Genomic DNA, 21,314 nt, shown 5'->3' on the forward strand with positions numbered 1-21,314 from the left:
GTCAAGGACCCCGAGAAGCAGGGCTCGAGAACCGGGTGGCGAGCACCCCCGCATCCGTGAGGGGTGGCTCGCAGGCGAAGTTCCGGCACAGGTAGGCGGCGGCGCGTCCGCCCACCGGCTCCCGGCCCAGGAAGGTCTCGCGCATGGAGGGCGGAACGGGGGCCTCCGGCGCCTTCCAGGTGAAGCCAAACGTGGGCGCGTAGACCGTCCGGGATACCGCCAGCAGGGGCTCCACTGCCTCCCGCGTTCCCGCGAAGGTCACGCCTGGCGCGCCATCCACGAGCGCGTCCGCCGCCAGCGCCAGGTGCCCATACCCCATCGGGTTCTTGCGCAACTGCTCGCCCATGCGTGACACGTAGCGCTCGGGCAGCTCCAGGTACTGCTTGTTGGACGTGAGCGCCGCGAGCGCCACCTGCGCCTCCGTCAGCGCCGACGCGCCCGAGGGAAACGCGTTGTCGAACGTCGCGTAGGTGGCCACCACCAGGTCGCCCTGCGTCCTCGGCGCCGTCAGGTACGCCCCCCGCTCCTCATCCCAAAAGAGCGTCTCGGCCGTGCGCACCAGCGCCTCCGCCGCCTCCAGGTAGCGGGGCTCGAAGGTCGCCTGGTAGAGCGCGGTGAGGCCCGCGGCCAGGTCTCCGTAGTCCTCGATGAACCCCGGAATGCGCGCCTGCCCCTCCTGGTACGAGCGCGAGAGCCGCTGGCCGTCCCACAGCTCCGCCAGCACGAAGTCCGCCGCCTTCCGGGCGCTCTCCACCCAGTCGGCCCGGTCGAAGACGCGGCCCGCGAACGCCAGCCCGCGAATCATCAGCCCGTTCCAACCCGCCAGGATCTTGTCGTCCCGGCCCGGCTTCACCCGCCGCTCGCGCGCCTCGAAGAGCCGCCGCCGCGCCTCGCTCAGCCCCGAGGCCACCTCCTCCACTGGCCGCTGGAGCTCCTCGGCCAGGGCCTCCACGGACACCACGGACTCCAGCACCGTGCGCCCATGCTCGAAGTTGCCCAGCGCTGTGACGCGGAAGTGGCGCAGCGCCAGCTCCGCCAGCTCCGGCGGCAACACCTCGCGCACCTGCTCGGGGAGCCACACGAAGAAGCGGCCTTCCTCGCCCTCGCTGTCCGCGTCCTGGGTGGCGTAGAAGCCGCCCCGCGCGTCCGTCATCTCCCGCCGCACGTACTCCGCCGTCTCCTCCACCACCTTGCGCCACAGCGGCCGCGGCTCCACCTGCTGCGCCTCCGCGTACAGGTGCAGCAGCTGCGCGTTGTCGTAGAGCATCTTCTCGAAGTGGGGCACCGTCCACCGCTCGTCCACGGAGTAGCGGTGGAAGCCCCCTCCGAGCTGATCATAGACACCGCCCCGCGCCATCTTCTCCAGCGTCAGCAGCACCGCCTGCTTCAGCGCGTCCTGCTCCGGCGCGCGCCGCCAGGCCCTGAGCACCAGCGCCACGTTCATGGGGTTGGGGAACTTGGGCGCTCCGCCGAAGCCACCATTCACGCCGTCCATCCGTTGCAACAGGGACAGGCCCATGGACACGATGTCCTCCGGCTTCAACGCCGCCGGCGCCGCGTCCAGCCCATGCAGGGCCAGCTCGCCCAGTCCCTCGCGGAACTCCCGCGCCTGGCTCAACAGCTCGCCGCGGTTCGTGTCCCAGGCCTCGCGCAGCGCTTGCAGCACCTTGGGAAAACCCGGCCGTCCATAGCGATCCTTCGGCGGGAAGTAGGTGCCACCGAAGAAGGGCACGAGGTCCGGCGTGAGGAACACCGTCAGCGGCCAGCCGCCCCCCTGCCCCATCAACTGCACCACGCCCTGGTAGAGCTGATCCACGTCCGGCCGCTCCTCGCGGTCCACCTTCACGTTGATGAAGCCCTCGTTCATCAACCGGGCGATGGCCTCGTCCTCGAAGGACTCGTGCGCCATGACGTGGCACCAGTGACAGGCCGAGTAGCCCACCGACAGGAGCAGGGGCTTGTCCTCCGCCCGCGCCCGCGCGAAGGCCTCTTCTCCCCAGGGGTACCAGTCCACCGGGTTGGAGGCGTGCTGCCGCAGGTAGGGAGAGGGTTCTCGCTCGAGTCGGTTGGCCATGGGCGCGAACCTACCGGCCCGGGAAGCGGGAATGTTGGGCAAAGGGCTACGAAGCCCAGGAGTTCACGAGGAAGCCCCCCTCCGGGGTAAGGCGCACCTGGAACAAGGCATCGAAGCCCTCGGCATACGAGGGCCAGCGCAGGTGGTGCCGCGTGATGAGGATGGCCTTGTCCTCCACCCGGGCCCGGCCGACACGCCCCGCGTTGCGCGCGAGGCACGCGTCCAGGTCCGACTCGAAGGCATAGCCCACCACCCGCGCCCCCCGCTCCCGGCCGATGGCGATGAGCGGGGCCCGGTCCTCGAGCCGGGGGTTGGTGTTGTCCACCACCACCGACTCGCCCCGCGCGAGCGCCTCGTCGATGAGCCGGCGCTGCCGCGCCTCGCGCTTGCGCGCGTTGGGCCACAGGTCCTTGCTCACGTGCACGTGCGTGGCCGCGAAGCGCTCCCGGTAGAAGCTGCTCTTGCCCGAGCCCTGTAGCCCAATGAAGAGGACGAGTTCCATGGCGTGCCCTGCGTGACAGTGGCGGCGGCGGCTGTTGTCAGGCCCCCCTCCACGTGGAAACCTGCCCCGCTCTCACGGCGAGGGCCCCATGGACATCCGTACCATCAACAAGCAGAACGAGAAGATTCGTCTGGACGACATCTCGCCGGAACCTCCAGCGGGGACGGACAAGGAGGAGGCGAAGCGGCAACTGGAAGTCCTCGGCGAGGAGCTGTTCGACCTGCAGGACCTGCTGTGGGGCGCGCGGATGAACGCCGTGCTCATCGTCTTGCAAGGCCGGGACACCGCCGGGAAGGATGGCACCATCAAGCACGTCGCGGGCTTCCTCAATCCCCGAGGGCTCAGCATCACCTCCTTCGGCGTGCCCACCCCCGAGGAGCTGGAGCACGACTTCCTCTGGCGCGTCCACAAGGCCACGCCGCGCAAGGGCGAGTTCGGCATCTTCAACCGCTCGCACTACGAGGACGTGCTCGTCTCGCGCGTGAAGGGGCTGGTGCCCGAGTCGCTCTGGAAGGAGCGCTACGGCCACATCCGCGACTTCGAGGAGCTGCTCGCCGAGCATGGGACGATCATCCTCAAATTCTTCCTCCACATCAGCCTCGAGGAGCAGGAGGAGCGGCTGCGCTCGCGCGAGAAGGAGCCGCGCAAGGCGTGGAAGATCAGCGCCGGCGACTGGGAGGACCGGGCCCACTGGGAGGACTACACCCAGGCCTACGAGGAGGTGTTCGCGCGCACGTCGACGAAGAACGCACCCTGGACGATCGTCCCCGCCAACTCCAAGTGGTACCGCAACCTGGTGGTGGCGCACACGCTCGTCGAGACGCTCCGGCCCTACCGTGACGCCTGGCAGGGCAGGCTCGACGAGGTGGGCCAGGAGAAGAAGAAGGAACTGGCCGCCTGGCGCAAGGACAAGTGAAGGGAGCACGGAGAGCATCATGTCCGTCCGGGAACTGTGGATCTCCGGCTACCGCTCGGTGCACGCGTTGCGCTTCGAGCTCGCGCCGGTGACGGTGGTGGTGGGCCCCAATGGCAGCGGCAAGACGAACGTCTACCGCTCGCTGTACCTGCTGCACGCCGCGGCCCGGGGGGACTTCGCGCACACGCTGGCCGAGGAAGGAGGAATGCCCTCGGCGCTGTGGGCGGGAGCGCGCAAGAAGACGGAGACGGCGCGCGTCACCGTGGGCGTGCGCCTGGAGGACCTGGCCTACGAGCTGTCCTGTGGGCTCGTGCCACCGCCCCAAGGCCCCTTCCTGCTCGACCCGGACGTGAAGGAGGAGACGGTCTGGGTGCACGAGGGCACACGCCGGCACGTGGTGGCCGAGCGCCGCGCCCAGAGCGTCTTCGCGCGGGACGCGGAGGGCCGCCGCACCACCTTCGCCGCCAGGCTGTGGGGCCACGAGTCCGTGCTGGCGCAGATCTCCGAGCCGCACCGGTATCCCCTGCTGAGCGCGCTGCGCGCGGAGCTGCTCCAGTGGCGCTTCTATCACCACTTCCGGACCGACCCCGAGTCGCCCCTGCGCCACGAGCAGGTCGGCGTGCGCACCCCCGCGCTGGCCCATGACGGGAGGGATCTGGCCGCGGCGTTGATGACCATCCAGGAGATCGGAGACACCCGGGCGATGCACGACGCCGTGACGCGGGCCTTTCCTGGCGCCCGGCTGGAGCTGGATTCCGAGGACGGACGCTTCTCGATCCACCTGCACATGCCGGGGCTCGGCCGCCCCCTGGGCGCGACGGAGCTGTCCGACGGAACCCTGCGCTACCTGTGTCTGCTCGCCGCCCTGCTCTCTCCCAGGCCGCCCCCCTTCCTCGCGCTCAACGAGCCCGAGACGAGCCTGCATCCCTCTCTCCTCGAGCCACTCGCCCGTCTCATCGCCGACGCGAGCCGCCGGGGGCAGATCTTCGTCACCACGCACGCCCAGGAGCTCGCCTCCGCCCTGGAGAAGAACACCCGCGCGGCCCTCCTGACACTGCACCGGAACGGAGGCGCCACGGAACTCGTGGAGGAAGCGGAGGACTAGTACGGGTACCGGGGGTCACGCGAAGCGACGAGGCGTACCATCATCGGCGAGTGGTAGCGCGGGTCCATGCCGAGCGCCAGACGGAGGACCAGTCCGGGGAGCTCCCAGGTGCGCTCGGACTGCGCGATGTCCACGGGCTCCTTGTCCGTGAGCATGGCCTCGGACTGGAGGTGGTCGAGCTTGCCGGGGCCGAAGCGGGAGGTGAGCCGCGCGGCGAGGGAGTCGTAGACCGCCCTGCGCGCGCTCTCCAGGCGCAGAAGGCACGCATCGCTCTGCTCTTGCGAGGCTCCTCCGGGGAAGCACTCATCCGGGTTGTCCGAGCGCTGGATGACGAGCACCGCTGGGGCATGTCCCTCGAAGCGCATCACGCGGATGTCCACCGTGCCGAAAGGCTCCAGGTGCGCGTCCGTGGCCACGACCTCCACGGCCACGAGCTCACGCCCCTCCTCGTCCTTCCAGTCCCTGGGGTCATGATCCGTCTCCCACACCCGCGCTTCCGGAAAGCGCGCGCGCAGACTGTCCGCGTCGGTGCTCCAGTCGATAGGCCCGAACATGTCGGGCAGGGGTGTCTCCGCCAACTGGGCCGCGGGAGGCGGCGTACTGGCACGACAGGTGCACAACAGGGTGAGGACGAGGAGCCACAGGTGACGGTGCATGACGGGGTTTAATGCACAGCGCGCGCCATCGAGTTCTTTGACACCTGATGCGACTGACGTCGGGCATGGCATAAACCCCTCCCATGCCTCGCGACGTCTCCTTCTTCGACTCCCTGGGCCGCCTCCTCTCCATGGAGCGCGACGCCGAGCGCGCCCGCACGGCGGCCCTCGCCGAGGGCATGTCCCTCCAGCAGCGCGCCGAACAGGGCCTGTCCTTCCTCGACCTGGAGAGCCTGGAGGAAGAAGTGGGCCTCGGAGGCCGCGTCCTCGTCACGCTCGCGCGCCAGGACCGCGCCCGCTTCCCCGCCCGGCTCGACAACGGCGACCAGGTAGCCGTCTTCCCCCGCCGCGCCGAGGTGAAGGAGCCCGCCCGGGCCCTCGTCACCCGCGCCACCGCCACCCGCGTCCAGCTCGCCTTCGACCGCTCCCCTCCCCCCTTCATCCACGAGGGCCTGCTGCGGCTCGACCGCGTCCCCAACGACGTCACCTACGAGCGCATGCGCGCCGGCCTCTCCCGGGTCAAGGCGCTCGACAAGGGCCTGGGCCGCCGCAAGCGCGAGGTGCTGCTCGGCAACGAGCCCCCCCGCTTCGACTCCCTGCGCGAGTTCACCCCCTCGCGCCCCCTCAACCCCGAGCAGCATGACGCCGTCGCCCGCGCGCTCGCCGCCGAGGACTTCTTCCTCGTGCACGGCCCTCCCGGCACCGGCAAGAGCACCGTGCTCGCCGAGGTGGCCGCCCAGGCCGTCGCCCAGGGCCAGCGCCTGCTGTGCGCCGCCGCCAGCAACGCCGCCGTGGACCACCTGCTCGACTTGTGCCTGGACAAGGGCCTGCGCGCGGTGCGCGTGGGCCACCCCGCCCGCGTCACGCCCCGGCTCCAGGAGCACACCCTGGATCTCATCGTCGAGGACCACCCCGACCGCGTCCTCTCGCGCGAGCTCTTCGACGAGGCCTTCTCGCTGCTCGGCTACGCGCGCCGCCAGCGCACCCAGGGCCGCAGCCGCGAGCGTTTCTCCAACGCCCGCGCCTCCACCACCGAGGCCAAGGGCCTGCTGGACGAGGCGCGCGCCCTCGAGCGCAAGGCCGTGCGCAACGTGCTGGAGCGCGCCCAGGTGGTGTGCGTGACGCTCGCGAGCCTCGACTCCGGAGTGCTCGCCCACGAGGAGTTCGACCTCGCGCTGCTGGACGAGGCCGCCCAATCCACCGAGCCGCTCGCCCTGCTCGGCTTCCTGCGCGCCCCCAAGGTGGTGCTCGCGGGCGACCCCCAGCAGCTCCCCCCCACCATCCTCTCCCCCGAGGCCGCCAAGGCGGGCCTGGCCGTGAGCCTCTTCGAGCGCCTGCTCGCGGACCACGGGGACGGCGTCAAGCGCATGCTGCGCGAGCAGTACCGGATGAACACCGCCATCATGACCTTCCCCTCGAAGGAGATGTATGGCGGCGAGCTGCGCGCCCACCCGAGCGTGGCCGGGCGAACCCTGGCGGACGTGCTGCCACCGGAGGCTCGGGGAGACTTCCCGCCCGTGCTCTACCTCGACACGGCCGGCAAGGGCTTCGAGGAGGAGCAGGAGAAGGACACCGGCAGCCTCTTCAACACCGGCGAGGCGGACCTGATCGTCGCCCGGGTGAGGGAGCTGCTCGCCGCGGGGCTCGCGCCGCGCGAGCTGGCCGTCATCACCCCCTATCGCGCCCAGGCCCACGCCCTGCGCGAGCGCGTGGAGCCGCTCTCGCCCGACGTGGAGGTGGACACCGTGGATGCCTTCCAGGGGCGGGAGAAGGACGCCATCCTCCTGAGCCTCGTGCGCTCCAACTCCGAGGGGCAGATTGGCTTCCTCTCGGACCTGCGCCGCATGAACGTGGCGCTCACCCGCGCCCGCCGGCACCTCTTCGTCGTGGGCGACTCGGCCACCCTCAGCGGCCACGCCTTCTACGCGCGCTTCATCGAGTCCACCCAGGAGGGCGCGGGCTACCGCTCCGCCTGGGAATGGCCAGACCCCAACGAGGTCCCCTGAAAGCACTCGCGGACTTCTGGGAACGCATCACTCATCGACCGCATTCAGGATGTCGTGCAGCGCCTCTTCCTTGAAGTCGTTGAGCAACGTCCTCGTGCCCCCAGCGACATAGTACAAATCGAGATAGGCCGCCGAGTCCCGGGAGAAGGCCCTCACCCTATCCAGGACGCAGAAGACACCAAAAAGGCAGGCATGGGCGGCCTCGGCCGCTACCCATCGGACCATTTCACGGTCCTCGGGCCCCAGCTGCTTGAACCACTTGGAGGCCTTGACGAGATCCAGAGCCGGACGCCGGCCAGGAGGCGACTCCAGGTTCTTGAGGACCCCATCCGCCGCGCTGTCCCTCGCAACCATCTTCAAGACCGAAACGAACTCTTCTCGCGTCATCGTCATTTGCGCTTGGCCGCCTTCTCATTCCAAACCTTGCTTCGTGTGCCTTCTACGAGTCGTCTGACACCCTTCCCGGGGCGTCCTCACGCGCCAGCGCTTCCCGCATTCGCTGCGCATCGGCCACGAAGCTCCGGGAGGCCAGGTAGATGAACAGCGAGGTGAGCAGGAGCATCACGGGGATGAGGAACAAGGCGCCGTGCAGCCCCATCGCCTTGAACGCCTCGGTCACCTCCGTCGCCCCCGCCGCGCGCATCGCGGCCAGGGTGAGTGCGTCGGAGAGGCCACCCACCACGGCCGGGCCCAGCGCGCCGCCCAGCAGGTACATGCCCGCGAAGTACAGCGCGACGGCCGTGGCCCTCAGGCGCGGCTCCACCACGTCGTGGATGGCCGGGTAGACGCTCGTGTAGTAGTTGAAGAGCCCGAGCCAGCCGAGCCCGAAGAGGACGGCGAAGAGCGGGACCGACGCGCGGCCGGAGAGCAGCGCGAGCCCGGTGCCGACCGCTCCGAACAGCATGCTGACGGCCCCGAAGACGAGGCGTCCCCGCTCCCACCGCGCGTGGAGTCTGTCCGCCACCGAGCCCCCCAGCGTCAGCCCCACCAGGCCCGTGAAGCCCGTGATGAAGCCGGTCAGCACGGCCGCCGGCACCAGCGCCAACCCGAAGTAGCGCTGCAACATGGGGACGAGAAAGGTGTTGCCCGCGTAGGAGGCGAAGTTCAGCGTCACCCCCGAGAGGATGAGCCAGAGGAGCGTGCGCAGGCCGAGCAGCGTGCGGATGGGGCGAGCCACGGCCGCCTGCGTCCCACGCACCTCCTCGCTCGCCCCGCGCGTCGGCTCCCGGATGCGGAAGAGCGCGAAGGCGAGCACCACGCCCGGCACGGCGGCGATGACGAAGGGCGCCCGCCAGCTGCCGAAGGCCGTCACCATGCCGCCCACCGTGAAGAACGCGAGCATCACCCCGAGCGGCAGCCCGAGCATGTAGAGGCCCGTGGCGCGGGCGCGCCGGTTCGCCGGGTAGAGGTCCGAGATGAGCGAGCTGGCCGCTGGCGCGTAGCTGGCCTCGCCCACCCCCACGCCCATGCGCAGGAGGAAGAACGAGGCATAGCTCCACGCCAGGGCGTTGAGCCCGGTGAACGCACTCCACACCACCAGGCCCCAGCCGAGCACCTTCCGCCGTGCCCCCGTGTCGGCGAGCCTGCCGAGCGGGATGCCCGCGACGGCGTACACCAGGGTGAAGGCCGCGGACAGGAGCCCCACCTGCAGGTCGCTCAGGCCGTACTCCTTGCGCAGCGGCTCGATGACGATGGCGGGGATGGTGCGATCGAAGAAGTTGAGGAGGTTGGCGAGGAAGAGCAGGAGGAGGATGCCTCCCGCGTGGACCCGCTGCCGGTCTGTGCCATTGCTCAAGGGAATCGCCTTTGGGGCGGACATCGCGGCCGCCGTACGTTCGTCGCGGCGAGCTTGGCACGGATGAACCGCCAGTACCCCACGGCAAGCAGGCGGGTCAGTTGATCGTGCTCATCTCCTTCCTCCTGCCGCGAGGGGGGAGCGGAGGCCGCTCGTATCCGACGTGGGCGCGCTGGCCAGCCGGACGTGAGAGGAGAACCGCAGGTTCTGGTCTTCCACCGGATCCTCCCGCAGCAGCTTGACGTCCGAGTGGTAGTCCATCGACATCAACCACGGGGCCCGGTTGCCCTGGCGCGGCAACGCGTCGACGGAGCGCTGTACGTACCCGGCGCCGAAGTCGAGCAGCGGCCGGGTCGGCATCGCCGGGTCATTCAGTTCGGGGGTGCAGAGGGTGTGGCCATGGGCATCCATGTACGCGAGCAGGCGGCAGAAGTGCTCGCACAGCAGGCCGATCTTCAGCGTCCAGGACGAGTTGGTGTAGCCGATGGCGACCGAGAAGTTCGGCACCCCGTTGAGCATCATGCCCCTGAAGACGACCTTGTCGGGCAGGTGCACCGGCACTCCGTCGACGGTCAGCGCCATGCCTCCGAGCGCCTGGAGATTCAACCCGGTGGCGGTGATGATGATGTCGGCCTCGAGCTCCCGGCCCGACTTCAGCCGGAGGCCCCGCTCGGTGAAGGTCTCGATGTGGTCGGTGACCATCGACGCGCGGCCGCTGCTGATGGCCTTGAAGAGATCCGCGTCGGGGACCACGCACAGCCGCTGGTCCCACGGGTCGTAGGGCGGGTTGAAGTGCTCGTCGACCGGATACCCCTTCGGCAGTTGCCTGGCGTTGAGGTAGCGGATGAGACGCCGGGCCGCATGCGGGTAGCGCTGGCAGAAGCGCCAGATCGCACGCTGCTTGGCGATTTCCTTGCGCCGCGTGAGTTCGTGAGCCCGGTCCTTCGGGAGGAACTTCCGCAGAAGCTTCGCGATCGCATCCTCGGAGGGGACGGGCAGGATATAGGAGGGCGTGCGCTGCAGCATCGTCACGTGCGCCGCCGCTTCGGCCAGCGCCGGCACCAGCGTCACGGCGGTGGCGCCACTCCCGATGACGATGACGCGCTTGCCCGCGCAGTCGAGGTCCTCGGGCCAGTGCTGCGGATGGACGATCCGGCCCTTGAAGCGCTCGGTTCCCTCGAACCGGGGAGCGAACCCCTGGTCGTAGCGGTAGTAGCCACCGGCGCAGAACAGCCACCGGCACGAGAGCCTCGTGCGCTCGCCGGTGTCGGTGCGCTCGACGTCGACGAGCCATCGCGCATCCCTGCTGGACCAGGCCGCGCCGAGCACCTTGTGGTGGAGTCGAATCTTGCGGTCGATCCCGTACTCGGCCGCGGTCTCGCGCAGGTAGGCGAGGATGGCGTCCGCGCCAGCGATCGTCTTGTCGCTCGTCCACGGCTTGAACTCGTACCCGAACGTGTGCAGGTCCGAGTCGGAGCGGATGCCGGGATAGCGGAAGAGATCCCACGTGCCACCGGTGGCACCACGGGCCTCGAGAATGGCGTACGACTTCGAGGGAAGCTCCCGTTGCAGGTAGTAGGCCGCGCCAATCCCCGAGATGCCGGCGCCGACGATCAACACGTCGACATGTTCGGGAGGGGCCGCGGCGAGCGTGGGGGTCATGAGGGTCTCCTTTGTTACTCGAGGATGGCCAAGGCGAGGCGCCGCAACAAGGTACAGACCGCACCAGAATGAGCTAGGAGTGGTGCAACATGCACCGTCGACAAGGCAGGTCGGGCTCACGGCAGCGCCCCTCGGAGCGGATGCGCGAGTTGATGCGCCTGGGGGCCGAAAGGGCCCTGAACGCGCCACCTCAATGGCTCAAGGAGCTCGATGAGGCCACGCTGTCGCCCGAGAACATGAAGGTCATCGCGGAGGACCCGGTCCTCGCCGCGGCGATGCGCAGGACGAACCACGCGAACCTCATCCACTGGGCGGCGGCGAACGTGCGTGACCCGGGTGCGCCCGTCGCGGCGAACCTCAGCCCCGAGGCGATCGGCATCGCACGCGACCTCGTGCGCCGTGGGGTCAACGAGGCCGCGCTGAACGCCTACCGCACCGGGCAGAACGCGGCCTGGCTCCGGTGGATGTCCATTGCCTTCGAGCTGACCTCCGACCCGGACGAGCTGCGCGAGCTGCTCGACCTGTCGGCCCGCTCCATCTCCTCGTTCATCGACGCGACGATCACGGGCATCTCCACCCAGATGGCGGCGGAGCGCGACGAGCTCACCCGCGGCACCCACGCCGAGCGCCGCGAGGTCGTCGCGCTCATCCTCGATGGTGCGCCCATCTCCCCCCAGGTCGCCGCACGGCGCCTCGGGTACAGGCTCGACCAGGACCACCGCGCTGCCGTCGTGTGGAGCGACGAAGCCGGGTTGGACCCCGGCTCGCTGGAAAGGGCGGCCGACGCCCTGGCCCGCACATCCGGTGCACCACGCCCCCTCACGGTTGTCGCCAGCGCGGCCACCCTGTGGGTGTGGCTGCCGGGAGGAACTGAACCGGACCTCGAGCAGGTGCGCTCAGCGACCCAGCGGCTGCCTGGCGTCCGCATCGCCCTCGGCTCCACCGGCCGTGGAGTCGATGGCTTTCGTCGCGGTCACCTCGATGCCCTCGAGACCCAGCGAATGCTCGCGCGCCTGGGGGCGGAGCAGCGCATCGTCACCTTCGACATGGTCCGGCTCGTCTCCCTGGTGACCCAGGATCCCGAGGGCGCGGACCAGTTCGTCAAGCACACGCTCGGAGACCTCGAGACGGCCAGTCCGGAGCTCCGGAACACCCTCCTGACGTTCCTCGACGAGGGGTGCAACGCCGCCCGTACAGCGACCCGCCTCCACACCCATCGCAACACCCTGCTGCGCCGGCTCGCCCGTGCCGAGGAACTTCTCCCACGGCCGCTCAAGCACAACCGCGTGCACGTCGCCGTCGCGCTCGAGGTGCTCCGCTGGCGGAAACCCGGCACATGATTGGACGAGTCATGCGGCCTTCCGCAATCCCCACTCCCCTTCCGCCTCACGCGCCAGCTCTTCCCGAATCCGCCGCGCGTCGGCCACGAAGGTGCGTGAGGCCAGATAGATGAACAGCGAGGTGAACAGAAGCATCACTGGAACGAGGAACATGGCGCTGTGCAGTCCCATCGCCTTGAAGGCCTCCGTCACCTCGCCAGCCCCCGCCTCGCGCATCGCGGCGAGGGTGAAGGCGTCGGAGAGCCCGCCCACCACGGCCGAGCCCAGGGCGCCGCCGAGCACGTAGATGCCCGCGAAGACGAGTGCCACCGCCCGCGCCCTCAGGCGTGGATCCACCACGTCGTGAATGGCCGGGTAGACGGTCGTGTAGAAGTTGTAGAGCCCGAGCCAACCCAGCCCGAAGCACATGGCGAACAGGGGTACCGACCCCCGGCCCGAGAGCAGCGCGAGCCCCGTGCCGAGCGCGCCCGCCAGCAGGCTGACGGCCCCGAAGAGGAGGCGGCCCCGCTCTGACCGCGCGTGCATCCGGTCGGCGACCCAACCGCCGAGCGTCAGCCCCACCAACCCGGTGACGCCCGTGATGAAGCCAGTCACCACCGCCGCCCGCACCAGCGGCAGCCCGAAGTAGCGTTGCAACAGCGGCACCAGGAAGCTGTTGCCCGCGTACGAGGCGAAGTTGAGCGTCACCCCCGAGAGGGTCAGCCAGAGGAGCGTGCGGGTGCGCAGCAGCGTGCGGATGGGCTGCTCGATGGGGTGTCGCGAAACGCCAGCCACCTCGCTCGCCCCGCGCGCCGGCTCCCGGATGCGGAACATGAAGAGCGCCAGCACCATCCCCGGCAGAGCGGCGATGACGAAGGGCGCCCGCCAGGAGCCAAAGGCCGACACCATGCCGCCCACGGTGAAGAAGGCGAGCATCAGCCCCGCCGGCAACCCCAACATGTAGATGCCCGTGGCGCGCGCCCGTCGGTTCGCGGGGTACAGGTCGGAGATGAGCGAACTGGCCGCCGGCGCGTAGCTGGCCTCGCCCACCCCGACGCCCAGGCGCATGAGGAAGAAGGAGGCGTAGTTCCACGCCAGGGCGTTGAGCCCGGTGAAGGCGCTCCACACCACCAGCCCCCAGCCGAGCACCTTGCGACGCGCGCCCGTGTCCGCCAGCCCGCCGAGTGGGAGGCCCGCGACGGCGTACACCAGGGTGAAGGCCGTGAAGACGAGCCCCAGTTGCAAATCACTCAGGCCGTACTCCTTGCGGAGCGGCTCGGTGATGATGGCCGGAATGGTGCGATCGAAGAAGTTGAGAAGGTTGGCGAGGAAGAGCAGGAGCAGAACTCCACCCGCCTGAACCCGCTGCCGGTTTGCGCCGTTGATCAAGGAAAACTCCTCTGAGATGACAGGGCACGGCCGACCGCGCCTGGACCGCATGGCGAGGGAAATGTCACCGGTGCCCTGGATGATGTGAACGGGCGACAGGCCCGAGAGTCCGGCGAGGAGCGAGCTGAGCAGCGGGCCGCTCGGGGCATCGGGGCTGGCCCACCAACGCCCCCTTCCACCCACTCGGCGGCACGGAGCATGACGTCGCGATTCTCCACCTCGGACACCTCTGGATTGGACATCTTCAGGTCCAGCCCTGGGGAAAACAAGACTCGAGGGCCACACCACTCAGCCCGACTTCGCGCGCTCCGCGACGCCAGGTGCCGGGAACAGGGCTCGACGAAGCGCGGCCGTGTAGACCCCACGGAAGTCGCGCGCGACTCCAGCACCGCGGGTGATGACGTCGAAACCGTGGAAGGCACCAGGCACCACGGCGACGTCGCACGGCACGCCGGCGGCATCCAGGCGTCTGGCGTACGCGAGATCCTCGTCGTGGAAGAGGTCGCAGGTGCCCACGCCCAACCAGGCCGGAGGCAGTCCCGAGAGCTCCTCGCGCCGCGCGGGCGCCGCATGCGCCGGCACCTGCGCCCCCCCCGGCTCGCGCCCCAGGTAGGACCTCCAGCCGAACACGTTGCTGCCCTGGTTCCAGGCGCGGTGGCTCGTGCCGTCGATGTCCGTGCGCGTCGTCGTGCGGTCGTCCAGCATCGGGTAGACGAGCAGCTGGAAGGCGGGCCGAACCTCCCCGCGATCGTGCGCCAGCTGAGCCAGTGCCGCCGTGAGACCCCCGCCAGCGCTCGCCCCGCCAATGGCGATGCGCTCGGAGAGGACGCCGAGCACCCCCGCCTGGGCGAAGAGCCACCGCAGCGCCGCGTAGCAGTCCTCCAGCGGTGCCGGGAAGGGGTGCTCGGGTGCCAGCCGGTAATCCACCGAGGCGACGAGGATGCCCAGCTCACGCGCGAACTCGACGCAAAGAACATCGTCCTGCTCCGGCCGGCCGATGACGTATCCGCCCCCGTGAATCCACAGGAGAGCCGGCGTCGGACCCTGGACCGTCCGGGGCCGATAGGTCCGCACGCGCACGGGTGGCGCCCCCGCGGACCCGGGCACCCGCACGTCCTCCACGGCCACGTCCTCGGGGACGCGGGGCGTCCGCTGGAGGCGGGTGAGGAACCGCATCACCGCGAGCACCGGCTGGGACATCGTGACGTTCGGAATGAGGCGCGCGGCGCGTTGCAGGTCAGGGTGGAACGGATTCGCGGCTTGCTTCATGTCTCTGCTCCTTCATTCGTGTCAGTTCAGGCCTCGCCTTCGTCGACGATCGCCTGGGTCGTGGCCGCCAGCCACCGGCGGGTGGAGGCGAGGCGCGCCCCGGCGAGTGGCTGGAGGGGCAGCAACCTCCAACTGGTGAGGAAGCCGCTCCAGAGGACGTTGAGCCGCGCCGCCCGCCCCTCGCCGTCCGGTGCGCCCAGCCATCTGGCCAACGGGGCGATCACCTTCGTCTGGAGAAACTCGACGCTCGCCGCATGTGCCGCGGGGTCGGCCGCCGAGAGGATCATCATCGCCAACGGGCCCGATGCGTCCCGCGTGTCGAAGAGGGCCGCCACCATGTCCGCTCCAAAGCGGCACCGCTCTCCGCGCAGCATGGGGGAGATGTCGATCAACTGCTCCAGCGTCGCCCGGAACAGCCCCTCCTTCGAACCGAAGTAGCGGCCGACGAGCGCGGAATTCACCCCGGCGAGCTCCGCCACGTCTCGCACGCCGGTATTGGCGAAGCCCCGCGTCGAGAACAGCGTCCGCGCGGCGTTGAGGATCGCGGTGCGCGTGCGCTCGGCATCGCGCTGGCGCGTCGCTTTCTTCGGCTCCGTCCGGCCAGAGATGTACACGGGTGTTTACTTACGACAACGACTGGGCTATGTCCATGATGTACACAGCCGTGTACATGTCCCGCGGCTGTCGAGCCGAAAGGAAGTGGGCGGATGATTGCGTCGAAGAAGGGTGAGGTCTCGTTCTCTCCGGAAGCGCTGAAGGAGAAGTACCGGCTCGAGCGCGAGAAGCGGCTGCGTGCGGACGGCAACGCGCAGTACGTCGACCTCAGCGGCGTCTACGCGGACTTCGACAAGGATCCCTACGTCGAGCCCGGCTTCACCCGTCCGGCGGTGACCGAGAAGATCGACGTGCTGATTGTCGGCGGTGGCTTTGGCGGCATGCTCGCCGGGGTGCGGCTGCGCCAGGCGGGCGTGGAGTCCATCCGCATCATCGAGAAGGGCGGCGACTTCGGCGGCACCTGGTACTGGAACCGCTATCCGGGCGCGGCGTGCGACGTGGAATCCTATATCTACCTGCCGCTGCTCGAGGAAACCGGCTACATGCCGACGGAGAAGTACGCCAAGGCGCCGGAGATCTTCGCCCACTGCCAGCGCATCGGCCGCCAGTTCGACCTCTACAAGGCGGCGCTGTTCCAGACCGAGGTCGAGCAGATGCACTGGGACGAGGACGCCAGGCGGTGGAGCGTCACGACGGACCGGGGCGACAAGCTCGCGGCGCGGTTCGTCATCATCGCCGGTGGCATCCTCCACAAGGCGAAGCTGCCCGGCATCCCGGGAATCGAGACCTTCAAGGGCCACAGCTTCCACACCAGCCGGTGGGACTATGCCTATACCGGTGGCAGCCCCACGAGCGGTATGGACAAGCTGGCCGACAAGCGCGTGGGCATCATCGGCACGGGCGCGACCTCGGTCCAGGCCATCCCCCACCTCGGGGCCGCGGCCAAACAGTTGTACGTCTTCCAGCGCACGCCCTCGGGCGTCGGCGTGCGCGACAACCAGCCGACGGATCCGGAATGGGTGAAGACGCTCAAGCCCGGCTGGCAGCAGGAGCGCATCCTCAACTTCACCGCGCTCGTCTCCGGCCGCCAGCAGGACGTCGACATGGTGCGGGACGGTTGGACCTACATCTTCCAGGACAATGACAGCCGCCGCGCGGAGACCCCCGAGCAGGCCGCCGAGCTGCGCCAGTTGGCGGACTTCCGCAAGATGGAGGAGATCCGCGCGCGGGTGGACGCCATCGTCAAGGATCCGGCGACGGCCGAGGCGCTCAAGCCCTACTACAACCAGATGTGCAAGCGGCCCTGCTTCCACGACGAGTACCTGGACACGTTCAACCGTCCCAACGTCCAGCTCGTCGACACCGAGGGCAAGGGCGTGGAGCGCATCACCTCCACCGGCGTGGTGGTGAAGGGCAAGGAGTACGAGGTCGACTGCCTCATCTACGCCTCGGGCTTCGAGATCTCCTCCGAGTATACCCGCCGGCTCGGCTTCGACATCCACGGGCGCGGCGGCAAGTCCCTGCGCGAGAGCTGGGCCGAAGGCGCGGCGACGCTGCACGGCATGCACAGCCGCGGCTATCCGAACCTCTTGATGTTCAGCCTCACCCAGAGCGGGTGGGCGATCAATTTCGTTTCCATCCTCAACGAGCAATCGCAACACGCCGCCTACATCATCGGGCGTTGCCTGAAGCAGGGCATCGAGACCGTCGAGGCGACGGAGCAGGCGCAGCAGCAGTGGTGGGAGGTGATCCTCGGCAGCCTCATGAAGCAGGCCTCCTTCGGCGGTGTCGAATGCACGCCGGGCTACTTCAACAACGAGGGCGCCCCGCCTCCCCCGAGCACGATGCGCAACGCTCCTTTCTCGGGCGGAACGATCGAGTTCATCGAGCTGCTGCGCAACTGGCGCGAGGGAGACGAGCTCGCGGGCCTGGAACTCACGAGAACACAGCCATGAAGGTCCAGAACAAGATCATCGTCGTGACCGGCGGCGGAAATGGCATGGGCAGGGAGCTCGTCCTCGCGCTTCTGTCCAGGGGCGCGAGCGTCGCCGCCGTGGACATCAACGCGTCCGCCCTCGAGGAGACCGTCGCGCTCGCGGGGGTGAACCGGGCCAACCTGGCCACCTACACCGTGAACATCACGGACCGGGCCGTGGTGGAGGCACTCCCGGAGCAGGTCATCTCCCGCTTCGGGGCGGTCGACGGCATCATCAACAACGCGGGCGTCATCCAACCCTTCGTCAAGCTGAAGGACCTCGATTACGCGGCGATCGACCGGGTGATGAACGTCAACCTGTTCGGCACGCTCTACATGACCAAGGCGTTCCTGCCCCACCTGCTCGCACGCCCGGAGGCGCACATCACGAACATCTCCAGCATGGGGGGCTTCCTGCCCGTGCCGGGACAGACCATCTACGGAGCCGCCAAGGCGGCCGTCAAACTGCTGACGGAGGGTTTGAACTCGGAGCTGATGGGGACGAACGTGCGGGTCACCGTGGTCTTCCCCGGGGCAATTGGCACGAACATCGCGGCGAACTCGGGGGTGATGAACACCCTGCAAGTGAAGAGCGGGGACACGTCCATCAAGATGCTCGCCCCCGCCAAGGCCGCGCAGATCATCCTCGAAGGCATCGAGAACAACCGCTACCGCGTCCTGGTAGGCTCCGACTCCAGGTTCATGGACGCCATCTACAGACTGAACCCCCAGCGCGCGGCGCGGTTCATCCTCAATCAGATGAGCAGTTTGTTGCCACAATAGGAACGACTCCCATGATCGATCCCAACACCCTGTCCCTGCCAGACAACGCCACCCTGCTCACCCGCCTGAGCGTGGCGCGCCAGTGCCTGAATGTGCTCAGGCACGATCCAGCGAATCCCACCTGCGGCCAGCTCATCAACATCTGCCTGGACCTCAACGTCTACGCCTCACTCGTCCAGCAACTCCAGCGCAGCGAGGAGGGACGCCGCCTGCTGTCCGAGCGCCCTTCCCTGCAGGGCAAGGAGCTGGACCTGGCCGCGCTGGAGCGCCTGCCCCCGGGAACGCTCGGCCACGAGTTCGCGCGCTACTTCCGCGACAACAAGATCTCCCCCTTCGAGACGACGCTCGAGCTCAAGAACGACGTCGACTTCATTGGCAAGCGCTACCGCGAGACGCATGATCTGTTGCACGTGCTGACGGGCTACGCCACGGACGTGATGGGCGAGATGGAGCTGCAGGCATACGCCCTGGGCAACCTGGGGATCCGGACCGCGGCGTTCATCCTGATGTTCAGCACGCTCGAACACCTCAAGGCGCCGCGGTCCGTCGGGCGGTCCGAGTACCTGCGGCGGGTCCGGGCCGCGTACCAGCGTGGCCGCGCGTCCCAGCAGTTCCTCGACTTCCCGTTCGAGGAGCACTGGGAGACCCCCGTGGCCACGCTCAGCGCGCGGCTGTGCGCTCCCGCGCAGCGGATGAACTGACGGCATCGCCCTCCCCGCCCGAGAATTCTTGTTAGCCTGCGGGCCATGGAAAAGCGCTTACGTCTCGGCCTGCTCGGTGCGGCTCGCATCACGCCCTTTGCCATCATGCGCTCCTTGCCCGCGGTCCCCACCGTGCTCGTCACGGCGGTGGCCGCGCGCGACGCCACACGGGCTCACGCGTTCGCCAGGCGCCACGGCGTTCCCAAGGTGCATACGGGTTATCAAGCGCTGCTCGACGATCCCGAGATCGACGCCATCTACAATCCCTTGCCCAACAGCCTGCACGCCGAGTGGACCATTCGCGCGCTCGAGGCCGGCAAACACGTGTTGTGCGAGAAGCCGCTGGCCAGCAACGAGAGCGAGGCCGTGCGGATGGCCGAAGCCGCGCGCCGCAACGGCCGCGTGTTGATGGAGGCCTTCCACTACCGCTTCCATCCGCTGATGGCGCGGGTGCTCGAGGTGCTGCGGGCGGGCGAGCTCGGCCGCATCGAGCACGTGCACACGGCGATGTGCATCCCGCTCCCCATGCGCAACGACATCCGCTTCCGCCTCGACCTCTCCGGCGGCGCCACCATGGACGTGGGCAGCTACGCCCTGCACATGCTGCGCACGGTGACCGGCAAGGAGCCCCAGGTGAGCTCGGCGCGCGCCACGTTGCGCTCGCCCGGTGTGGACCGCGCCATGGAGGCCGACTTCACCTTCGAGGATGGCAGCACCGGCTCCATGGAGTGCTCGTTGTGGTCGCGCAAGCTGCTCGAGATCAGCCTCCACGTGCGCGGCAGCGAGGGCTGGCTGCGGGTGTTCAACCCCACGATGCCGCAGCTCTATCATCACCTGACGGTGGTGAGCAGAGGTCAGAAGCGCAGGGAGCGGGTGAAGAGCGAGGCCACCTACACCCACCAGTTGCGGCAGTTCGCGAGCGTGGTGCTGAAGGGTGCGGCGCCGCTCGTCACGCTCGAGGACTCGATCGCCAACATGCGCCTGATCGACACGGTCTACCGCGCCGCCGGGCTCGAGCCCCGTGCCCACACATGAAGGCCGTGCCCACCAACTGAAGACAGCGTCGAGCCCCACCCCGTCTCAGGGGGTGCCCTGGGATGCCTCCCGAGGCCACGTCCGGGCATAGCGGCGCGCGAGCACCGCGCACACCATGAGCTGGAGCTGGTGGAAGAGCATCAGTGGCAGCACCAGGGCGCCCACCGTGGCCGGTGGGAAGAGCACACCCGCCATGGGCACGCCACTGGCCAGGCTCTTCTTCGAGCCACAGAAGACGATGGCGATCTCATCCTCGCGCGAGAAGCCCAGCCGCCGGCTGAGCCACGTGGTGAGCCCCAGCACCGCCGCGAGCAGCACCGCGCTCACCAGCCCCAGCACCCCCAGGTCCCTCGCGCCCAACTGGGACCAGAGCCCGTTGACCACCGCCTCGCTGAACGCCGTGTAGACCACGAGCAGGATGGAGCCCCGGTCGACGAGCGCCAGCACCGCGCGGTGGCGCCCGACCCAGGCGCCAATCCAGGGGCGCAGCAGGTGTCCCGTCACGAAGGGCACGAAGAGCTGGGCGAAGATGGCCCCCACCGCCTGCCCGGAGATACCGCCTCCGCGCTGATTCAAGAGCAGACCCACCAGCACGGGCGTGAGGACGACGCCCAGCAGGTTCGAGGCGGAGGCGCTGCACACCGCCGCCGCCACGTTGCCGCGCGCCAGGGCGGTGAACGCGATGGAGGACTGCACCGTGGAGGGCAAGAGGCACAGGAACAGCACCCCCAGCCCGAGCTCGGGCGCGAGCCAGCCGCGCAGCCCCCAGCGCAGCCCCAGCCCGAGCAGGGGAAAAAGCACGAAGGTGGAGGCCAGCACCACCAGGTGCAGCTTCCAGTTCGTCGCCCCCTCGAGCACCGCCTCGCGCGACAGGCGGGCGCCATGCAGGAAGAACAGCAGCGCGATGGCCGCGTTCGTCACCGCGTCGAACAGGGGAACGGCGGGACCCCGCAGGGGGAGCAGGGTCGCCAGCACCACGGTCCCGGCCAGCGCCAGGGTGAAGGTATCAGGTCGGAGTCGGGACAGGAGGGACATGGGCCTTTCGCGCGGAGACGGAGAGCCTCGCGAATGGCCGGGAGCCACCGCGCTCAGTAATCGTAGCGGTTCGTGATGAAACCGCTGATGTGGTAGCTGGAGTTACCGGCGTAGATCTTGAAGTAGCTGTTGAGGGGCTGGCTGAGCCCGTAGGCGCTTCCCGCGCAGCCCGTGCACAACGGCGCCCCGTTCTTGCTGATGTTCCACAGCCCCTTGATCTCATCGGCCGTCGTGGGGGCCGTCACGGAGACGAGCTGGAACGCATAGAGCTCGTCCGCGGGCCCCTTGGCCTGAACGTTGACGAACGCGAGGCTGGTGCCCTCCGTCCAGTTGAAGGTCATGTTGGCGGAGGGCACGTAGACGTAGACGCCCGGCACTTGCAGGACATAGCCCTGGTTCGACCAGATGCTGTGCGTCGGAGCGCTCCACGCCAGGGTGGGCAACAGCACGCACAACGCGGACAGCAGATGGGTGGCTTTCATGGAGAAACCTCTCTTCGTTGGGTGGAAGCTCAAGCTACCGGGGGAGTCTGACGCT

Annotated in this window: 19 protein-coding genes; 8 read left to right on the forward strand and 11 right to left on the reverse strand. The window is 68.9% G+C overall.

The genetic code is table 11. The features are described 5' to 3' along the window. Position 1 precedes the first annotated feature (1 nt). Both F0U63_RS40830 and F0U63_RS40835 read right to left on the reverse strand, forming a co-directional pair. The gene (locus F0U63_RS40830; RefSeq protein ID WP_395839055.1) at positions 2-2,074 is read right to left on the reverse strand and encodes a thioredoxin domain-containing protein; all 2,073 of its coding nucleotides are present in this window, start codon (positions 2,072-2,074) and stop codon (positions 2-4) included. A gap of 46 nt (positions 2,075-2,120) precedes the next feature. Continuing rightward, a complete protein-coding gene (locus F0U63_RS40835; protein WP_395839057.1) occupies positions 2,121-2,576 on the reverse strand; it encodes an AAA family ATPase in 456 nt (151 codons plus the stop codon). Positions 2,577-2,664: 88 nt separating this feature from the next. Here F0U63_RS40835 and F0U63_RS40840 point away from each other — a divergent pair, with 88 nt between their 5' ends. Both F0U63_RS40840 and F0U63_RS40845 read left to right on the forward strand, forming a co-directional pair. Beyond that, a complete protein-coding gene (locus F0U63_RS40840; protein ID WP_395839059.1) occupies positions 2,665-3,492 on the forward strand; it encodes a PPK2 family polyphosphate kinase in 828 nt (275 codons plus the stop codon). Between the two features lie 19 nt (positions 3,493-3,511). Then, positions 3,512-4,597 (forward strand): AAA family ATPase, encoded by a 1,086-nt coding sequence (locus tag F0U63_RS40845; RefSeq protein WP_395839062.1) that lies wholly within the window; start codon positions 3,512-3,514, stop codon positions 4,595-4,597. On the opposite strand, the gene F0U63_RS40850 is transcribed toward F0U63_RS40845, so the two are convergent. Continuing rightward, positions 4,594-5,253: a hypothetical protein gene (locus F0U63_RS40850; RefSeq protein WP_395839065.1), complete on the reverse strand. Its 660-nt coding sequence runs from the start codon at positions 5,251-5,253 to the stop codon at positions 4,594-4,596. The two genes, F0U63_RS40845 and F0U63_RS40850, sit on opposite strands and share 4 nt — an antisense overlap. Before the next feature lie 83 nt (positions 5,254-5,336). Here F0U63_RS40850 and F0U63_RS40855 point away from each other — a divergent pair, with 83 nt between their 5' ends. Then, positions 5,337-7,259 (forward strand): AAA domain-containing protein, encoded by a 1,923-nt coding sequence (locus F0U63_RS40855; RefSeq protein WP_395839068.1) that lies wholly within the window; start codon positions 5,337-5,339, stop codon positions 7,257-7,259. A 27-nt stretch (positions 7,260-7,286) separates the two neighbouring features. Here the strand turns inward: F0U63_RS40855 and F0U63_RS40860 are convergent, their stop codons facing one another. From F0U63_RS40860 to F0U63_RS40870, 3 genes are all read right to left on the reverse strand, one after another. Beyond that, a complete protein-coding gene (locus F0U63_RS40860) occupies positions 7,287-7,652 on the reverse strand; it encodes a hypothetical protein (protein ID WP_395839070.1) in 366 nt (121 codons plus the stop codon). Positions 7,653-7,698: 46 nt separating this feature from the next. Next, positions 7,699-9,054 (reverse strand): spinster family MFS transporter, encoded by a 1,356-nt coding sequence (locus F0U63_RS40865; RefSeq protein WP_395839073.1) that lies wholly within the window; start codon positions 9,052-9,054, stop codon positions 7,699-7,701. Between the two features lie 111 nt (positions 9,055-9,165). Further along, on the reverse strand, positions 9,166-10,716 hold the full coding sequence (locus F0U63_RS40870) for a flavin-containing monooxygenase (RefSeq protein ID WP_395839075.1): 1,551 nt from the start codon (positions 10,714-10,716) through the stop codon (positions 9,166-9,168). A gap of 89 nt (positions 10,717-10,805) precedes the next feature. Between F0U63_RS40870 and F0U63_RS40875 the strand changes: the two genes are divergently transcribed. Further along, a complete protein-coding gene (locus tag F0U63_RS40875) occupies positions 10,806-12,056 on the forward strand; it encodes a PucR family transcriptional regulator (RefSeq protein ID WP_395839077.1) in 1,251 nt (416 codons plus the stop codon). Between the two features lie 9 nt (positions 12,057-12,065). Here F0U63_RS40875 and F0U63_RS40880 read toward each other — a convergent pair whose 3' ends face one another. The 3 genes from F0U63_RS40880 to F0U63_RS40890 form a co-directional block, all read right to left on the reverse strand. After that, positions 12,066-13,424 (reverse strand): spinster family MFS transporter, encoded by a 1,359-nt coding sequence (locus tag F0U63_RS40880; RefSeq protein ID WP_395839079.1) that lies wholly within the window; start codon positions 13,422-13,424, stop codon positions 12,066-12,068. A gap of 288 nt (positions 13,425-13,712) precedes the next feature. After that, on the reverse strand, positions 13,713-14,693 hold the full coding sequence (locus F0U63_RS40885; RefSeq protein WP_395839081.1) for an alpha/beta hydrolase: 981 nt from the start codon (positions 14,691-14,693) through the stop codon (positions 13,713-13,715). Between the two features lie 26 nt (positions 14,694-14,719). Beyond that, entirely contained in the window at positions 14,720-15,307 is a 588-nt protein-coding gene (locus F0U63_RS40890) for a TetR family transcriptional regulator (RefSeq protein ID WP_395839084.1), read from the reverse strand. Positions 15,308-15,400: 93 nt separating this feature from the next. On the opposite strand from F0U63_RS40890, the gene F0U63_RS40895 reads away from it, so the two are divergent. Genes F0U63_RS40895 through F0U63_RS40910 form a run of 4 tightly spaced genes read left to right on the forward strand, consistent with a single transcriptional unit; the run spans position 15,401 to position 19,742 of the window. Beyond that, on the forward strand, positions 15,401-17,203 hold the full coding sequence (locus F0U63_RS40895) for a flavin-containing monooxygenase (RefSeq protein WP_395839088.1): 1,803 nt from the start codon (positions 15,401-15,403) through the stop codon (positions 17,201-17,203). Further along, a complete protein-coding gene (locus F0U63_RS40900) occupies positions 17,200-18,006 on the forward strand; it encodes an SDR family NAD(P)-dependent oxidoreductase (protein WP_395839091.1) in 807 nt (268 codons plus the stop codon). Before F0U63_RS40895 ends, F0U63_RS40900 begins: the two co-directional genes overlap by 4 nt. Before the next feature lie 11 nt (positions 18,007-18,017). Then, positions 18,018-18,707, forward strand: a complete 690-nt coding sequence (locus F0U63_RS40905) for a Coq4 family protein (protein WP_395839094.1) — start codon at positions 18,018-18,020, stop codon at positions 18,705-18,707. 45 nt (positions 18,708-18,752) lie between these two features. Continuing rightward, on the forward strand, positions 18,753-19,742 hold the full coding sequence (locus F0U63_RS40910) for a Gfo/Idh/MocA family protein (protein WP_395839096.1): 990 nt from the start codon (positions 18,753-18,755) through the stop codon (positions 19,740-19,742). A 45-nt stretch (positions 19,743-19,787) separates the two neighbouring features. Here F0U63_RS40910 and F0U63_RS40915 read toward each other — a convergent pair whose 3' ends face one another. Both F0U63_RS40915 and F0U63_RS40920 read right to left on the reverse strand, forming a co-directional pair. After that, positions 19,788-20,777, reverse strand: coding sequence for a bile acid:sodium symporter family protein (locus F0U63_RS40915; protein ID WP_395839098.1), 990 nt, complete (start codon positions 20,775-20,777; stop codon positions 19,788-19,790). 53 nt (positions 20,778-20,830) lie between these two features. Beyond that, positions 20,831-21,259: a hypothetical protein gene (locus F0U63_RS40920; protein ID WP_395839100.1), complete on the reverse strand. Its 429-nt coding sequence runs from the start codon at positions 21,257-21,259 to the stop codon at positions 20,831-20,833. Between the last annotated feature and the right edge of the window lie 55 nt (positions 21,260-21,314).

The sequence above is a fragment of the Cystobacter fuscus genome, assembly GCF_044360685.1.
Taxonomy (GTDB): domain Bacteria; phylum Myxococcota; class Myxococcia; order Myxococcales; family Myxococcaceae; genus Cystobacter; species Cystobacter fuscus_C.

Excerpts from the sequence above, each read along its gene's own strand:
- F0U63_RS40830 (WP_395839055.1), bottom strand. The coding sequence starts at position 2,074 with ATGGCCAACCGACTCGAGCGAGAACCCTCTCCCTACCTGCGGCAGCAC.
- F0U63_RS40835 (WP_395839057.1), bottom strand. The coding sequence starts at position 2,576 with ATGGAACTCGTCCTCTTCATTGGGCTACAGGGCTCGGGCAAGAGCAGC.
- F0U63_RS40840 (WP_395839059.1), top strand. The coding sequence starts at position 2,665 with ATGGACATCCGTACCATCAACAAGCAGAACGAGAAGATTCGTCTGGAC.
- F0U63_RS40845 (WP_395839062.1), top strand. The coding sequence starts at position 3,512 with ATGTCCGTCCGGGAACTGTGGATCTCCGGCTACCGCTCGGTGCACGCG.
- F0U63_RS40850 (WP_395839065.1), bottom strand. The coding sequence starts at position 5,253 with ATGCACCGTCACCTGTGGCTCCTCGTCCTCACCCTGTTGTGCACCTGT.
- F0U63_RS40855 (WP_395839068.1), top strand. The coding sequence starts at position 5,337 with ATGCCTCGCGACGTCTCCTTCTTCGACTCCCTGGGCCGCCTCCTCTCC.
- F0U63_RS40860 (WP_395839070.1), bottom strand. The coding sequence starts at position 7,652 with ATGACGATGACGCGAGAAGAGTTCGTTTCGGTCTTGAAGATGGTTGCG.
- F0U63_RS40870 (WP_395839075.1), bottom strand. The coding sequence starts at position 10,716 with ATGACCCCCACGCTCGCCGCGGCCCCTCCCGAACATGTCGACGTGTTG.
- F0U63_RS40875 (WP_395839077.1), top strand. The coding sequence starts at position 10,806 with ATGCACCGTCGACAAGGCAGGTCGGGCTCACGGCAGCGCCCCTCGGAG.
- F0U63_RS40885 (WP_395839081.1), bottom strand. The coding sequence starts at position 14,693 with ATGAAGCAAGCCGCGAATCCGTTCCACCCTGACCTGCAACGCGCCGCG.
- F0U63_RS40895 (WP_395839088.1), top strand. The coding sequence starts at position 15,401 with ATGATTGCGTCGAAGAAGGGTGAGGTCTCGTTCTCTCCGGAAGCGCTG.
- F0U63_RS40900 (WP_395839091.1), top strand. The coding sequence starts at position 17,200 with ATGAAGGTCCAGAACAAGATCATCGTCGTGACCGGCGGCGGAAATGGC.
- F0U63_RS40905 (WP_395839094.1), top strand. The coding sequence starts at position 18,018 with ATGATCGATCCCAACACCCTGTCCCTGCCAGACAACGCCACCCTGCTC.
- F0U63_RS40910 (WP_395839096.1), top strand. The coding sequence starts at position 18,753 with ATGGAAAAGCGCTTACGTCTCGGCCTGCTCGGTGCGGCTCGCATCACG.
- F0U63_RS40915 (WP_395839098.1), bottom strand. The coding sequence starts at position 20,777 with ATGTCCCTCCTGTCCCGACTCCGACCTGATACCTTCACCCTGGCGCTG.
- F0U63_RS40920 (WP_395839100.1), bottom strand. The coding sequence starts at position 21,259 with ATGAAAGCCACCCATCTGCTGTCCGCGTTGTGCGTGCTGTTGCCCACC.